At 46.2% G+C, this 13807-nt stretch carries 15 protein-coding genes; 9 read left to right on the top strand and 6 right to left on the bottom strand.

Going from position 1 to position 13807, the window contains the following annotated elements; genetic code table 11:
- Positions 1–16 precede the first annotated feature (16 nt).
- Entirely contained in the window at positions 17–1618 is a 1602-nt protein-coding gene (locus tag H6F98_RS29380; RefSeq protein WP_242058759.1) for an SGNH/GDSL hydrolase family protein, read from the top strand.
- A 10-nt stretch (positions 1619–1628) separates the two neighbouring features.
- Here the strand turns inward: H6F98_RS29380 and pdxA are convergent, their stop codons facing one another.
- Positions 1629–2750 carry a 4-hydroxythreonine-4-phosphate dehydrogenase PdxA gene (gene pdxA, locus H6F98_RS29375; protein WP_192222280.1) on the bottom strand — a complete coding sequence of 374 codons (1122 nt, stop codon included), beginning with the start codon at positions 2748–2750 and terminating at the stop codon, positions 1629–1631.
- 226 nt (positions 2751–2976) lie between these two features.
- Between pdxA and H6F98_RS29370 the strand changes: the two genes are divergently transcribed.
- The 3 genes from H6F98_RS29370 to H6F98_RS29360 all read left to right on the top strand — a co-directional run bounded on the left by H6F98_RS29370 (position 2977) and on the right by H6F98_RS29360 (position 5476).
- On the top strand, positions 2977–3126 hold the full coding sequence (locus tag H6F98_RS29370; protein ID WP_192222279.1) for a PetM family cytochrome b6-f complex subunit 7: 150 nt from the start codon (positions 2977–2979) through the stop codon (positions 3124–3126).
- A 174-nt stretch (positions 3127–3300) separates the two neighbouring features.
- Positions 3301–4284, top strand: a complete 984-nt coding sequence (locus tag H6F98_RS29365) for an SDR family oxidoreductase (RefSeq protein ID WP_192222278.1) — start codon at positions 3301–3303, stop codon at positions 4282–4284.
- Between the two features lie 274 nt (positions 4285–4558).
- The gene (locus H6F98_RS29360) at positions 4559–5476 is read left to right on the top strand and encodes an NAD(+) kinase (protein ID WP_192222277.1); all 918 of its coding nucleotides are present in this window, start codon (positions 4559–4561) and stop codon (positions 5474–5476) included.
- 112 nt (positions 5477–5588) lie between these two features.
- Here the strand turns inward: H6F98_RS29360 and H6F98_RS29355 are convergent, their stop codons facing one another.
- Positions 5589–5771, bottom strand: a complete 183-nt coding sequence (locus H6F98_RS29355; RefSeq protein ID WP_192222276.1) for a hypothetical protein — start codon at positions 5769–5771, stop codon at positions 5589–5591.
- 41 nt (positions 5772–5812) lie between these two features.
- Here H6F98_RS29355 and H6F98_RS29350 point away from each other — a divergent pair, with 41 nt between their 5' ends.
- The gene (locus H6F98_RS29350; protein ID WP_242058758.1) at positions 5813–7627 is read left to right on the top strand and encodes an ABC transporter ATP-binding protein; all 1815 of its coding nucleotides are present in this window, start codon (positions 5813–5815) and stop codon (positions 7625–7627) included.
- Between the two features lie 103 nt (positions 7628–7730).
- Here the strand turns inward: H6F98_RS29350 and H6F98_RS29345 are convergent, their stop codons facing one another.
- The 4 genes from H6F98_RS29345 to H6F98_RS29330 form a co-directional block, all read right to left on the bottom strand.
- Positions 7731–8066 (bottom strand): XisI protein, encoded by a 336-nt coding sequence (locus H6F98_RS29345; RefSeq protein WP_192222274.1) that lies wholly within the window; start codon positions 8064–8066, stop codon positions 7731–7733.
- Entirely contained in the window at positions 8054–8470 is a 417-nt protein-coding gene (locus H6F98_RS29340) for an element excision factor XisH family protein (protein ID WP_192222273.1), read from the bottom strand. Before H6F98_RS29340 ends, H6F98_RS29345 begins: the two co-directional genes overlap by 13 nt.
- Positions 8471–8548: 78 nt before the next feature.
- The gene (locus tag H6F98_RS29335) at positions 8549–9835 is read right to left on the bottom strand and encodes a DNA cytosine methyltransferase (protein ID WP_192222272.1); all 1287 of its coding nucleotides are present in this window, start codon (positions 9833–9835) and stop codon (positions 8549–8551) included.
- Positions 9836–10083: 248 nt separating this feature from the next.
- The gene (locus H6F98_RS29330; RefSeq protein WP_192222271.1) at positions 10084–10440 is read right to left on the bottom strand and encodes a hypothetical protein; all 357 of its coding nucleotides are present in this window, start codon (positions 10438–10440) and stop codon (positions 10084–10086) included.
- A 300-nt stretch (positions 10441–10740) separates the two neighbouring features.
- Between H6F98_RS29330 and H6F98_RS29325 the strand changes: the two genes are divergently transcribed.
- From H6F98_RS29325 to H6F98_RS29310, 4 genes are all read left to right on the top strand, one after another.
- Positions 10741–11301 carry an SMI1/KNR4 family protein gene (locus H6F98_RS29325; protein ID WP_192222270.1) on the top strand — a complete coding sequence of 187 codons (561 nt, stop codon included), beginning with the start codon at positions 10741–10743 and terminating at the stop codon, positions 11299–11301.
- Positions 11294–11839 (top strand): RNA 2'-phosphotransferase, encoded by a 546-nt coding sequence (locus H6F98_RS29320; protein WP_192222269.1) that lies wholly within the window; start codon positions 11294–11296, stop codon positions 11837–11839. Before H6F98_RS29325 ends, H6F98_RS29320 begins: the two co-directional genes overlap by 8 nt.
- Before the next feature lie 28 nt (positions 11840–11867).
- Positions 11868–12293 carry a bis(5'-nucleosyl)-tetraphosphatase gene (locus H6F98_RS29315; RefSeq protein ID WP_192222268.1) on the top strand — a complete coding sequence of 142 codons (426 nt, stop codon included), beginning with the start codon at positions 11868–11870 and terminating at the stop codon, positions 12291–12293.
- A gap of 80 nt (positions 12294–12373) precedes the next feature.
- Positions 12374–13582: an AAA family ATPase gene (locus tag H6F98_RS29310; protein ID WP_192222267.1), complete on the top strand. Its 1209-nt coding sequence runs from the start codon at positions 12374–12376 to the stop codon at positions 13580–13582.
- The last annotated feature ends 225 nt before the right edge of the window (positions 13583–13807 follow it).

Genomic DNA, 13807 nt, shown 5'->3' with positions numbered 1-13807 from the left:
TGGAGAACTGGTTCTAATGCGTCGGATTCGCTTTGTCGTTGTTGTTCTTGTCAGCTTTGTTGTTGCTTTAGCCGCATCGTTCTTCTCCCCAGGTACGTTCCTGAACCGCGCCCTCTCGGTTACTTTGTGCAGTGTCTTGAGCCTCAACTCGACGCTGTGTAAGGATTCTTTAGCGGAATCGCCTGAACAGGTACTAGCGGCGAATCAGCCTACTCTCGAAATCAGGACTCGCTCTGATGACATCCCGAAGGAACTTGTCCTTCAGGACGAGAACTCAGCCTTTGTGCCGCCTACTTCGGCTCTGGATGACTCCAATTTTGGTGCGAGAATCCAGCGTACTATGACGCTACTTGCCACGAGTACCCCAGAACACCACAACACTGTACGGATTCTGTTCTACGGACAATCAATTACGAAGCAGGATTGGTGGATTGATGTCGCGAATGACCTAAAAAAACGCTTCCCTTATGCAGATTTGGTTATCGAGAATCGTGCGATTGGGGGATTTGCTGCCCCACTGTTAATCCGTCCCGCAGAACACGATCTGTACCCCTTCTATCCCGATCTGATGATCTTCCATGTCTATGGGGGAGATGACGACTATGAGGCAATCATCGCGAACGTGCGCCGCCGCACAACGAGCGAAATTGCATTTCACTCCGATCACATCACCTGGTTACCCACGGGGACTTCTGCTGATGACTCAGAAAAGCTCAAGACTTACCAGTGGCACGACTACCACTCCACTCAATGGTTGCCCCAACTTGCCGATAAGTATGGATGCGAATTGATTGAGATTCGAGAACCCTGGAAGCGGTACCTGAAGGACAACAATTTACAACCACAAGATCTACTCTCTGATGGTGTTCACCTCAATGATCACGGAAATTTCCTGCTGGCAAGTCTTGTAAAGCCACACCTTCGCTACAATCAACAGTCACCTACTAACTCGTCGAAGGATTTGGTGCGAACGTACACAGTAGGAACGGATGTGGAGTGGAAAGATGGCAGACTTGTTCTGGAGTTTGAGGGTAACCGGATAGACGCGATCGCAGCCAAATCCACTGACGGCAACTCAAGTCAAGCGCGTGTTCTAATTGATGGCAAGAAACCCTCGGAATTTCCTGAACTCTATGCCATCACGCGACCGAGTGACACCGTGGGTGTTGATTGGCCTGCAATCATCCAAGTCTCTTGGGAGAAGCCACTGATCATAGAAGACTGGACGGCACGTATCACCGAGATCAACGACGATGCAAGCCTATTTAAGTTTGAAGTTTTCGGCTCCAAAACGGGGTTTGATGGTAGCGGTGTAAGCGATCGCAAGTTTGTCTCCAACTCTGGTCGTGTCGTCATCGAACCCAGTGACTGGTGGTTGAAAAGCGCCTTTGAATTATCTGGTAAACCTACCCCGGCAGGCTTTCAGATCAAGTGGCAGGTTAAACCGATGTTTGTTGATGTATACGTTGCGCCGAAAATTGAAGACGCTAGCCGTGAGTACTTCACGACGTTGGCACAGAACTTGAGCAACTCCAAACACACGCTTGAAATCATCCCTGACAAAAACGGGGTTGTCCCGATTGAAGCATTCCGCGTGTACCAACCACCCTTGAGATAAACTAATCCAGCTAGACTGTCACCTCTGCGCTTGAAGGGTTAAGAAGCGTGAATCTTTGGTTGACCAGTTCCGCCGCTAGCTGAATTGCCGCTTTCATACTCGTTGCATTCGCAATCCCAAGACCTGCAATATCAAACGCTGTGCCATGGTCTGGAGAGGTGCGAACAAAAGGCAAACCAATTGTTGTATTAATCGCCCGGTCAAATGCCATTAGCTTCACAGGGATTAAGCCTTGGTCATGGTAAAGCGCTAGGTAGGCATCAGGAACACCACTTGGCAAAGAAGGGTTATACCAAGCTTGACCAGCATTAACCCAAAGGGTATCCGGAGGCACGGGGCCATCCAGCCTTAACTCAGGACGTTTTTGGCGTTCTTGCTCTAGCCAGGGAATCAACCAATCCTCTTCCTCACGACCCAGTTGACCTTGCTCTCCACTATGAGGATTTAAGCCAGAAATCGCAATCCGAGGTGTCTTCAGCCCAAAATCAAGCTGCAAGCACTCCACGAGTAAGTCAAGTTTTTTTGTCATCAACTCAGGTGTTAGAGTATCCGCAACTTGACGCAAGGGAATGTGGGTAGTGGCAAGGAGGGTACGCAGTAGCCAATCACTATGAGGCGATCGCGCAACAAATAACATCCCAAATCTCTCAGCTTTTGCGTACTGCGCCAACACCTCCGTTTGCCCCGGATAGTGATGTCCTGCCGCTTTCCAGAGAGATTTTGCGATCGGGGCGGTAACAATACCATCAAATTCACCAGCAAGGGTGCGAGTAATTGCTGTTTCAAGATAGGAAAAACTTGCCGCGCCACTTGCCGCATTACCAACACCAGGAATAATTTGCTGTTCTGCTGATGCCTCTAGTTCAATATCAAGGATTGATAAGTCCTCTGGATCTGCCAGTGCCTCTCCTCGTTCAAGTCCCTTCTGTCGTAGTTGGGTGTAGGAGGATTGTAAAAGCGATCGGCTGCCAATCACAGTTATCTCATAGGCTTGAGTAACATCTGGGTCTGCCAATGCCTTGAGTACTACCTCTGGTCCTATTCCCGCAGGGTCTCCTAGGGTAACGGCTAACCGGGGACGGACTGGGTGTGAACCCAGTTGTTCTGTAAAGAAAGTTTTTTCTGTCTTCATTTTTTTGATTGCATCCCCAATTCGGTGCCGCTACAACCATTCCCAATGCTTGTCGTCGAGTATTAACTGCCTCACTGTTCTAAAATACCCCCTAGGGCGTGTTTTTAAACCCTTCGATTAGCCGTCAATATTCTTACCCTAGTCTAGATTTGCTGGGCGACAGGTAGTGTTGGGGGCGGTAAGGTTAACTTATAAACTTTTTTGCGCTTGCAGGAGATGAGAAACAATGAACACTGAAATTTTTAATGCAGCCGTGTTGTCCTTTACCCTGATTCTCGTGGGCTTGGGCGTGGGCTTTTTATTGCTCAACATCCAGAAGAAAATCGAAGGGGCTGATACAAAGATGAGAATCCAAGGGAACAAAGACAAGGCTTAAGGGCAGCGCCGATGTGGTTGGCGAGAACGTTGTTGCGTTTTTGTGCTACATCGGCATCCCTAGAGTAAAAGATTTTTGTTGAGCGATCGCATTTATTTGCCTTTCTCTGGGATCGCGCAAGTATTTCTGATAAGATCGTGTAGAAAAGTTAAGATTCTTTACTAAAACTCATAGATGAACTTGTTGGTTGTTGGTGCAACAGGCACCTTAGGAAGACAGGTGGTTCGTCGCGCCCTAGACGAAGGCCATCAGGTGCGCTGTTTGGTACGCAATCCGAGAAAAGCAACATTTTTAAAAGAATGGGGAGCCGAAATTTTTCAAGGCGACCTCACATCTCCAGAAAGTCTGCCTCCTGCCCTTGAAGGTATGACGGCTGTCATTGATGCAGCAACATCCCGACCTACCGACTCCTTGACCATCAAACAGGTGGACTGGGACGGTAAAGTCTCGCTAATTCAATCAGCAGCAACGGCTGGTGTTGAACGATTTGTATTCTTCTCAATTCTGAATGCCGAGAATTTTCCTGATGTCCCGTTGATGGAAATCAAGCGGTGTACAGAAGTCTTCCTTGCCGAGTCAGGATTAAATTACACAATCTTGAAGCCCTGTGGCTTTTTGCAAGGATTAATCGGTCAGTATGCGATTCCGATTTTGGATGGGCAAGCCGTTTGGATTACTGGTGATTCTTCTGGGATTGCCTACATGGACACTCAGGATATTGCTAAATTTGCCGTTCGTGCCCTTGAGGTTCCAGAAACGGAGAAGAAAACCTTTCCTGTTGTCGGAACCCGTGCTTGGGAACCCTACGAAATTATCCGCCTATGTGAGCGGTTGTCTGGTAAAGATGCCAAAATTGCCCGACTTCCCCTCAACCTTCTACGGGCAGTACGTCGGGTTGTACGATTTTTTCAGTGGGGCTGGAATGTGGCGGATCGGCTTGCCTTCACTGAAGTCCTAGCAAGCGGAAAACCTCTGAATGCCTCAATGGACGAAACGTATCAGGTCTTTGGGCTAGACCCTAAGGAAACAACAACCTTGGAAGCCTATATGCAAGAATACTTTAGCCGGATTATGAAAAAGCTCAAGGAAATTGATTTCGAGAAAAACAAAGCGAAAAAGCAGGCAAAGAAAAGATCTCCCTTCAAAACTAAATCTTAAAAGTTTTTGGGCAGAGCAAAACTGATGTAAGATAGGTCACGATAAGATTAGTTAATAAGCAAAAATACTGGAATATCAGCTAGAGGTGTCTTCTAAAAAAAGATAGAGCAGGACTTGTTTACTACTGTTTCTGTTGACACCTCTAGCCTTATAATCAGTAGCTTTTGGAGTGAATGGTTGTTTGGCTTCGCATTGCCAGGGAAACCGCTTGTCTAAAATCTAGGCATCATTCTAATTGTTCAAGACTATTTGACCCCTACGTGGACTAGTGAGCGTGCCCAAAGTAGGCATTATATACAACGACCTCAAACCCGTGGCTTGTCGTGTCGCGGTAGAGTTGGAAGAAAAACTCAGTGCTTCGGGTTGGGATGTCTATATGACTACCGGAATCGGAGGAATCTTAGGCTATTCACGGCCTGATTCTCCCATTTGTCATACGCCAATTGATAAGCTTGCCCCTCCCGGCTTTGATGAGCAAATGAGCTTTGCCATTGTGCTAGGCGGAGATGGTACAGTTCTCGCCGCGTTTCGCCAGATTGCTCCATTTGGCATCCCTCTACTAGCTGTAAACACGGGACACATGGGTTTCTTGACAGAAACTTATGTTAACGAACTGCCGTATGCCTTGGAACAGTTAAAGGAAGGAAAATACGAAGTTGAAGAGCGGACAATGCTGTCAGTTCAGGTCATGCGTAAGGATAACCTGTGGTGGGAAGCATTGTGTTTGAATGAGATGGTGCTGCACCGGGAACCCTTGACCTGTATGTGCCATTTTGAAATTGAGATTGGTCGTCATGCAGCGGTAGATATTGCAGCAGATGGCATTATTATTTCCACCCCAACTGGCTCGACGGCTTATTCTCTTAGTGCTGGGGGGCCAGTCGTAACGCCTGGAGTGCCAGTGCTGCAATTAGTGCCGATCTGCCCGCATTCGTTAGCGTCTAGAGCCTTAGTCTTTGCTGATAGTGAGCCAATCACGATTTTTCCAGCAACTCCCAATCAGATGGTAATGGTGGTTGATGGGAATGCCGGGTGCTATGTGTTGCCAGATGATAAGGTTCAGATGATGCGATCGCAATATAGTGCGAGATTTATCCGCTTGCAACCCCCAGAGTTTTTCCGAATTTTGCGAGAAAAATTAGGTTGGGGCTTACCCCACATTGCTAAACCTACTTCAGTTGAATTGCCGTAGCTGTTTGTCAGTAGTTTAGACTTAGTCATTCATATTTTTCTTAAGTCTACCCAGCCTGTCCAACGAGAATTAGGTCGGGCAGTAGATGCATTTGCCGAAGCAGGCGATAACCCTAACGGGACTCCTTTACCTGAAGAGTAATGCCTTCAGCTTCCAGATATTTCAAGGCTAACGCTGCCCCAATACTTAAATTGACTACAGGGGACGCTGTACTGACGATTCTTTCGTTGGCGCGATCGCACCTAAAAAAACCTGCTACAAGCATATCTTGACTAAGAGTCGAAAAACTAGGCATAAGTTGACCAGAAGATGAAAAGACAAAGGAAACGCAACTCTTTGAAATTTCCTACACGGGGATTGCGTCAATCTCTATCAGTGTTTCGCTACAGCGGACGAGCGTTGGGGTTGGTATGGACGACTAGCCGCACTCTAACTGTTGTGTTGGCGGGTTTGACGCTGACGGCAGGTTTATTACCAGCAGCGATCGCGTATCTTGGGAAGTTGATTGTTGATAGTGTTGTTTTGGCATCTGGGTCGGGTGTGGAAGCTCATCGCTGGACGGCTTTGAGCTTTGTGGGGTTGGAAGCGATCGCGGTGATGTTGCTGGCAGGTAGTCAACGGGGTTTGACGGTTTGTCAATCACTGCTGCGAGTACTACTGGGGCAACGGGTTAATGTCTTGATTCTGGAGAAGGCACTGACACTCGATCTTGTCCATTTTGAGGACTCAGAGTTTTACGACAAGCTGAATCAGGCGCGGCAAGAAGCATCGCTTCGTCCTCTCTCACTGGTGACGCGGACGTTTGGCCTGATTCAGAGTGCCCTGTCGCTGGTGACGTATGGGGGTCTGCTGCTGAATTTTTCCCTTTGGGCGGTTGTTGTCCTGCTTGTGGCGGCGTTACCTCCGTTTATTGCAGAGACTCGGTTTGCTGGAGAAGCGTTTCGTTTGTTTAAATGGCGATCGCCTGAAACCAGACAGCAGCATTATCTCGAAACGTTGATTGCTCGTGAAGACTATGCGAAGGAGGTTCAGCTTTATCAGCTAGGGGATACGATGCTGCGACGCTACCGCGATATCTTTGATCGACTTTACGGTGAAGATAGGGATTTGACGATCCGGCGGGGATTGTGGGGTTATCTCTTGGGCTTGCTGAGTACAGGGGTATTTTATGTTGCCTATGCCTGGATTGTGCTGGAAACGATTTTCGGTCGCATTTCCTTAGGGGATATGACGATGTACCTGATGGTATTCCGGCAAGGACAGTCTACCTTTACTGCTGCTTTGACTTCGATTGGGGGGATGTATGAGGATAATCTCTATCTATCAAACCTTTACGAGTTTCTAGAGCAGGATGTTCCTAAACCTCGTGGTAAGGCGCGTCAGGGGAGAATTCCGGGGGATGGTATTCGCTTCGAGAATGTGTTTTTTACCTATGCGGGAGGTTTGAAACCTACGTTGAAGGGTATTTCGCTCCACCTAAAACCGGGAGAGAAATTAGCGATCGTTGGTGAGAATGGTTCAGGCAAAACGACATTGATTAAGCTCTTGACCCGATTGTACAGTCCGGATTCTGGGCGTATCCTTCTGGATGGATTGGATTTGCAGGAGTGGGATGTTGAGGTGCTGCGGCGACGGATTGGTGTAATTTTCCAGAACTTTGTCCGCTACCAGTTCACAGTTGGGGAAAATGTGGGTGTAGGAGACGTGGAACATCTGGAAGACGAAGCACGCTGGGAAGTGGCGGCGGAGAAAGGTACGGCTCAACCCTTCATTAAAGCGATGCCAGAAGGGTTTGGCACTCAGTTAGGGCGCTGGTTCAAGGGAGGACAGGAACTATCAGGCGGTCAATGGCAGAAAATTGCTCTCTCGCGAGCCTTTATGCGGACTGGTGCAGACATCTTGGTACTTGATGAACCAACGGCAGCGATGGATGCGGAGGCAGAGGTGCAAATTTTTGACCACTTTCGTAAGATTACCCAAAATCAGATGGTTGTTTTAATTTCCCATCGCTTCTCTACAGTGCGAATGGCTGACCAAATTGTCGTGATGGCAGGAGGAGAACTTCTAGAACAGGGAACTCACGAGGAGTTGTTGAAGTTGGGAGGACGCTATGCTCGGCTTTTCTCAATTCAGGCGGCGGGATATCAATAGGGCATCATAGAAGGCTTGGTAGCTACCTGCGTATTGAGCTATTCCCAAGGCTAGAAGCCGATGGGATTCAGGCATCAGACAGAGATTGCAGTCTTAGACTGTTTCAGCTAACTGCATAGTCGGTAAACTGTCGCATGAAGGGCGAATGAAACCCAAGCACAATATCTTCTTTGGAAACACCGAGGCTGACTAACTCTTGGGCTAGGTCGGTTTCGGTCATGTTGTGCTGAATCCAGATCTTGCCATTTTTTATATCAATGTGGATAGTACAGCCATAAATGCGGCGATGCCCGTCCCAACCCATGTTTACAATTTGATAGTGGTCATTTTCGGTATCACAAACAAATTGCCGCTCGATTGTTTTGTTCAGGGACTTATAGCTGGCATATTCTGTTAGGAGTTGTTTGATATAGCTTCGGTATTGTTCTACTCGATCCATTGCTCGATCGCCTCCAAGTTTGGGTTATAAACTGCAATTTTGAGACGGTAAGCTTGAGTCATTTCTTGCACTGTCTCACGCCTGAAGAATGTTTCGTAAGTCTCAACTGGAACGGCAAGATAAAGTTCTCGCTCTGGCTCAACTTTGTTGAGGAGAAAGCGATAGTTGACAAACTGACCAACGGCGAGGTGAAATTCAAACAGCGTAGAAGTTCCCAAGAAGGTTTTGATTTCAATGGCGATTTTTTGGCTTTCTCGTTCGGCAGCCAAGAGCCTATCTGCTCCTAAGTCGATGTAGACCTCAATGTCTGGCAGTTCGATGTGAAGTGGGTCGTGGGTGACGATCCAGCCCTCCTGTTCCAAGGCGTGTCTGACTGCCTGATGAAAGCGATCTTTTGCTGGCATGGAGAAACGGATGGGCTGAACTGATATTACTCATCGTAATATCAGTTCCGTCTACTTGTTCAACGTACCCAACACGCCTTAATCGAAAAAGTGCTTTGGCGCATTCCAATACTTAGAAGCTTTCACCAGGGTGAACTTGAGTACTTTAGTGTTCCCAAGTTCTAAACGAGTTGTTGGCACTGGGAGTTCAATCGCTAACGCTGCAATAATTTGGCTACCAATGACTCTCGCGAGAAGAGGTGGCACAGCATTGCCTACTTGTCGAAACCCATGCCACTTGGTCGCATGGAAGCGGAACCAGTCAGGAAAGGAGTGTAGTCGCGCTGCCTCACGCACTGAGATGACTCTGGGGTACTGAGGATGAATTGGACGAGGAGAGGTATAACTACCACGCTCATAACCAGTACCAGCTCTTAAGGTATGGCAAGGTTTGTCCCAGTTGAGACGTCTGAGGCGACTGGTTGGTTCTAGCTTGCCCATGGGGGTGTTCTTAAAGCGCTCAATTGAAAGCTCAGTATGCTGGGTTTGTATTGAACTGGTTAATAGCTGGGGATTCCAGTAGCGAGGGTAAGCAAAGTCGCTTGGATCAGACATCATCCCCCGTAATTTTTTGACATAGGCGCTTGTCTGTTCGTGCAACTGATATAGCTGTTCTGATGTGAGTTGAATCGAGTCAGTTGAAGAGAGTTCAGTAAAATCATCCAGGTTGGGTAAATCTGCGATCGCATCTTTGACTGTCATCGGTTGAAAGCTTGCCTCTACTTCTGGGCAAGGATAATCAATTGCAACTGCCCCAACTTGAGTACCTAGTAAAAAGAACCGTCGTCGCTTTTGCGGTACACCAAAATTGGCAGCATTTAATACCTGCACTGGCTCTGTCAGCTTATATCCAGCCACCTCAAACTCATTCATCAGTCGCTCAAGGATAGAGGAATGTTTATTGAGACACAAGCCAGGAACATTCTCCATCACAAAGTAGCGAGGTTGGAGTTCTTTCACCAAGCGGCAAAAGTCAAACACAAGATTGTTACGAGCATCATTTGGTAGACGTTTGCCAATCATCGAGAAGCCTTGGCAGGGAGGCCCCCCAAAAACCAAGTCAATCTCACCATTCCAGTTGCTGTGTTGCCGATGCTCAACTGCCCACTCCGAGAGAGCTTGCTTGATGTCTAATCCTGATAGTTTAGCGATATCTGCACAGATAACTTTGCTGTGGGGAAAGTTAAACGCATACACCGCCGCATGAACTGGATCGTGTTCCACAGCTAAGGCAACATCAAACCCTGCTTGCTCAATCCCTAAAGAAAATCCACCAGCACCCGCAAACAAATCAATAGCTACAGGTCGGCGATAGAAGTCAGGCATGTCATCCACCGCCTTGAGAACTAGTTTTCTGGTCTATTGACGAGTTTGTATTATGTATGTAGTATATTATTACCACAACAAGCAATAAAAGGTTTAAAGGTCTAGAGTTTAGGCTTTGGAGCGGGTGTAGTGCAATAAAGGTGATTCCTATGCAAACAGCAGGTTGAAGCTAACTTTACTCCAATCTGCTTTTTAGAAGCTAAATAATAGGTAATTTAAAGGCTAAAGGCGATCGCTTAATACCAAGATTACAGACCTTCGTTATTAAAGGTATAGGTGCCAACCTTACAAAAATCAACCTGTCTGTCTTCCGTCTCTGCTCCATCTGAAAATATGCCTTTGATGTCAAACAGGCAGTCAGAGGCTTCGCCAACGTAATTTAACTCAGTGGATGCACCAGTAGGAATGCTCTTATCTAAAACGTTTTCACCCCAGGTAGTAGAACCGGACAATGAAACAAACAACGCTTTGAGAGTAGTGTTGGTGTTATTGACAACAGTAAAGTCGCGTTGGTCGTCTGCCAGGGCACTAGGGATGTTGAATGAAACGATTGGTAGCGATAGAACTGTCGCTACCATGATTACCTGAAGCGATGGAGTAGACATTTTGCATTTCCTCTGGAAAAAGCAATTTGAAGCGGAAACAATAAGCCAAGCCCTCAACCTTAGCTAGGCTGGGCTTCTAATTTTTTTTAATCTAACTTTGGGTAGATGCCTCGTTAACAAGTATAAAACTAATGCAAAGAGCTATCTGAACTTTATTGCTTAGTAAGCTAACAATGCTTTGAACAGATTGTTGAAAGCCAAACTCTAAATATCAGGAACTTACCCCAACTACTTGTAGTACAGTATAATACAATTACTGGTGCGCCTCAACCAGTAGCTTATAACGAAGGGTAGGGAGTCGTGGAGACGATATGGAACCGCATTGAAACCTGGCTTGCCATTAATGCACCAGAAATTCTCGATAGCCTACAACCAGGAGCAACTGATCAAGCCATCAACAAAGCCGAAGCCTTTTTGGAAAGTAAATTACCTGAAGATGTTAAAGCGTCCTATCGCCTTCACAATGGTCAATCTGAGCCAGAACATGGGCTAATCAATGCTTGGGAGTTTCTTTCCCTAGAACGAATTATGGATGAGTGGCAGATTTGGAAAGACTTACTAGACGCAGGAGAGTTTGATGGTACAAAAAGCGTACCCGTTGGTTCAATTCAATCAGACTGGTGGAACCAAAATTGGATTCCCTTGACTTATAGTGGCTCTGGTGACCATCATTGTCTGGATTTAGACCCAGCACCTGGAGGTCAAGTTGGGCAAATTATTATAATGTGGCATGACTGGGAACATAGAGAAGTCATTGCTAATAGCTTCAAAGACTGGTTAGGGCAGTTTGCAACTGACTTAGAGAGTGGAAAATATATCTTTGCCAAAGAGGATGGTGGACTGATAGCGGTTAATGAATAATTCTCGCCTAGTCAAAATCAGCAAATATCTTAGCAAACATCTTCGACACCAACCTGAGCGGATTGGCATTCAACTTGCGCCAGGTGGCTGGGTTAGTGTCGATAAACTCTTAGCCGCGTGTAAAAAACACGCCTTTCCCATCAACCACATTGAACTGAATGAAGTCGTCGCCAATAATGACAAAAAACGATTTTCCTTCGACTCAACTGGCAGCCTAATTCGTGCTAATCAAGGTCATAGTGTAGACGTTGATTTGCAACTAGAACCTGCAATTCCTCCTGACGTTTTGTACCACGGTACAGGTCACGGTGCCGTTGAGGCAATTCTCCAGGAAGGTCTTCGTAAAATGTCTCGCCATCACGTCCATCTTTCCCGTGATGTAGCCACGGCACGAAAGGTAGGCGCACGGCATGGTCGTCCCGAAGTATTTATAGTAGATGCGGCAACCATGAACAAAGTGGGTTATACGTTCTACTGTTCTGAAAATGGGGTGTGGCTGGTGGAGCATATTCCAGCCCAATATCTACAAAAAGCCTAATTTATCCTAAGAGTGAAACATCCTAACTATGCGACAAGTCAAATCTTGCGGCGTAATTGTGATGCGTACTAAACCGCAACTCAGCTTCTTGCTGATGCAGCATCCAACGCGCTATGACTTACCAAAAGGTCACATCGAAGCTGGTGAAGATGAGTGGAGTTGCGCCCTCCGCGAACTTTATGAGGAAACAGGTATTGAAGCGAGTTCACTACAGCTGGATGAGAGATTTCGTTTTACGATTACTTATCAAGCTTGCTACAAGCGTTTTGGTAGCGAAACCGTCGAAAAGACATTGGTAATCTTTCTAGGTTGGTTAGAACAGGATGTGACTATCAAGCTAACCGAACATAGCAGTTATACCTGGATAAGCTGGCATCCACCTCATGCCATTCAGGAACAAACAATTGACCCGTTACTCGAACAATTGGAACATTATTTAAGAAAAGAAAATTGAAATACAAGAGTTTAGCTAGAATATTTTTTTTACTCTTTTAACTGACTAACGTACTATTACAACACTAAGAAATTTCAATTATGCATTCAGGCGAATTTGCAAGCAATGAAAACCAGTTTACTCCTAATAATCCCCAGAGTCGAGGCTTGTTAGGAGCGGGTTGGCGACCCTTATCAAGGCAATTTGACTTGGACTTTTTTTTGCATCTTGTATCGAATGACCCTTGGGAGCTTAGTCAAAAGACTTTAAACATTGCTAGTGATCTTGCTGATGCCTTGGGTCGTAACTACTATACCTGGTGGGCAAATCTTTTAAATATTTTTTCGGAGAACACGCGATACGAACTCAATGATTTTTGGGATTATATTACCCCGGAACCGCCAGTTCCAGATCATCGTTATGGAGAGGTTCTAAGTGTTGAGACACCTGTGGCACAAGTCGTGACGCGCCAGAGCATCCCGATTAATTATGTTCTCAACCGATTAGAAGAGATTACAGTTTTCAAGATTTTGGATTTGTTGGGTAATCCAGAAATTATTACCCAGTATTATATGGAACGGCATTTTTATTTTCCAATCAGTCGCTTTGTGAGCTGGGAGCGTCTTGAAATCATTGGAACCGCTTTTGCTTATTGGCCTGGGCATCAAGTTTGGCTACAAATTGAGAATCTAGGTAAAGGGCGACGACATTATTCTTTAATTGCCAAGAACATCGCACCCCTAGTTAACAAAGCCACTTACAATTTAGCGGTAATGCTCAGTGGCTATCAAAGTCGGGTTGGACAGGTTCAAAGCCAGTTTCCAATTCGGACATTTCCTGCTGAGGTACAAAGCTTTACGGATTTAGTTCAGCAAGCAGTTCTGGACAAAAATCAGCTAGCAGTATTAGTAAGTGGAAAACCGGGTACTGGTAAAACAGCTTGGACGCAAGCTGTGGCAAAAGAAATTTTGATGCCTCTGGGGTTTGTCATCTTCATCTTAGACCATGACGCGGTTGAGAATTTTGTTCCACCGAGTTATTTGGAGCGGATTTGCCTGATTATTAATGAAGCGGATAATTTGGCTCAGGATCGGGCGACGCTTGCAGCTCAACACAGCAATAAAACTGAGCATATTTTGAGTTTACTGGATGGGACGTTGTATCAAAGCGTGGTTGATGAAGCGGCGATTCAAACGGAACAAAAGTTGGTGGTGTTGATGACTTGCAATACAACAGAACGTTTAGATCCAGCCGTGTTGCGTAAAGGTAGGGTGGATTTGATGTATGAATTTACTCATCGGTTCGTTTGATAGCTATGAGAGAACTCAGTTATTTCTACATGTGCGATCGCAAAATGAGGTGTTAAGCTAATGGACATTTAATTTACGCATGAAAATCTTTAGTGCATCTTTAGCTAGGAAATAGACCTATCCGTAAATGCGAAATGCTTGCTGTAAGACGGTTTGAGAGATAATGGCACCCGTGCGAATCGAACGTTCAATTGACGTAATAATCAAGCTTGGAGGGGAGAATTT

Source organism: Microcoleus sp. FACHB-SPT15 (genome assembly GCF_014849525.1).
In the GTDB taxonomy this organism is placed as follows: domain Bacteria; phylum Cyanobacteriota; class Cyanobacteriia; order Cyanobacteriales; family Coleofasciculaceae; genus Symplocastrum; species Symplocastrum torsivum.
The sequence above is the reverse complement of the archived record's forward strand: the minus strand, read 5'-3'. Positions and strand labels throughout refer to the sequence as shown.

Excerpts from the sequence above, each read along its gene's own strand:
- H6F98_RS29310 (WP_192222267.1), top strand. The coding sequence starts at position 12,374 with ATGCATTCAGGCGAATTTGCAAGCAATGAAAACCAGTTTACTCCTAAT.
- H6F98_RS29335 (WP_192222272.1), bottom strand. The coding sequence starts at position 9,835 with ATGCCTGACTTCTATCGCCGACCTGTAGCTATTGATTTGTTTGCGGGT.
- H6F98_RS29330 (WP_192222271.1), bottom strand. The coding sequence starts at position 10,440 with ATGTCTACTCCATCGCTTCAGGTAATCATGGTAGCGACAGTTCTATCG.
- H6F98_RS29340 (WP_192222273.1), bottom strand. The coding sequence starts at position 8,470 with ATGCCAGCAAAAGATCGCTTTCATCAGGCAGTCAGACACGCCTTGGAA.
- H6F98_RS29355 (WP_192222276.1), bottom strand. The coding sequence starts at position 5,771 with ATGCCTAGTTTTTCGACTCTTAGTCAAGATATGCTTGTAGCAGGTTTT.
- H6F98_RS29370 (WP_192222279.1), top strand. The coding sequence starts at position 2,977 with ATGAACACTGAAATTTTTAATGCAGCCGTGTTGTCCTTTACCCTGATT.
- H6F98_RS29315 (WP_192222268.1), top strand. The coding sequence starts at position 11,868 with ATGCGACAAGTCAAATCTTGCGGCGTAATTGTGATGCGTACTAAACCG.
- H6F98_RS29345 (WP_192222274.1), bottom strand. The coding sequence starts at position 8,066 with ATGGATCGAGTAGAACAATACCGAAGCTATATCAAACAACTCCTAACA.
- H6F98_RS29365 (WP_192222278.1), top strand. The coding sequence starts at position 3,301 with ATGAACTTGTTGGTTGTTGGTGCAACAGGCACCTTAGGAAGACAGGTG.
- pdxA (WP_192222280.1), bottom strand. The coding sequence starts at position 2,750 with ATGAAGACAGAAAAAACTTTCTTTACAGAACAACTGGGTTCACACCCA.
- H6F98_RS29320 (WP_192222269.1), top strand. The coding sequence starts at position 11,294 with ATGAATAATTCTCGCCTAGTCAAAATCAGCAAATATCTTAGCAAACAT.
- H6F98_RS29380 (WP_242058759.1), top strand. The coding sequence starts at position 17 with ATGCGTCGGATTCGCTTTGTCGTTGTTGTTCTTGTCAGCTTTGTTGTT.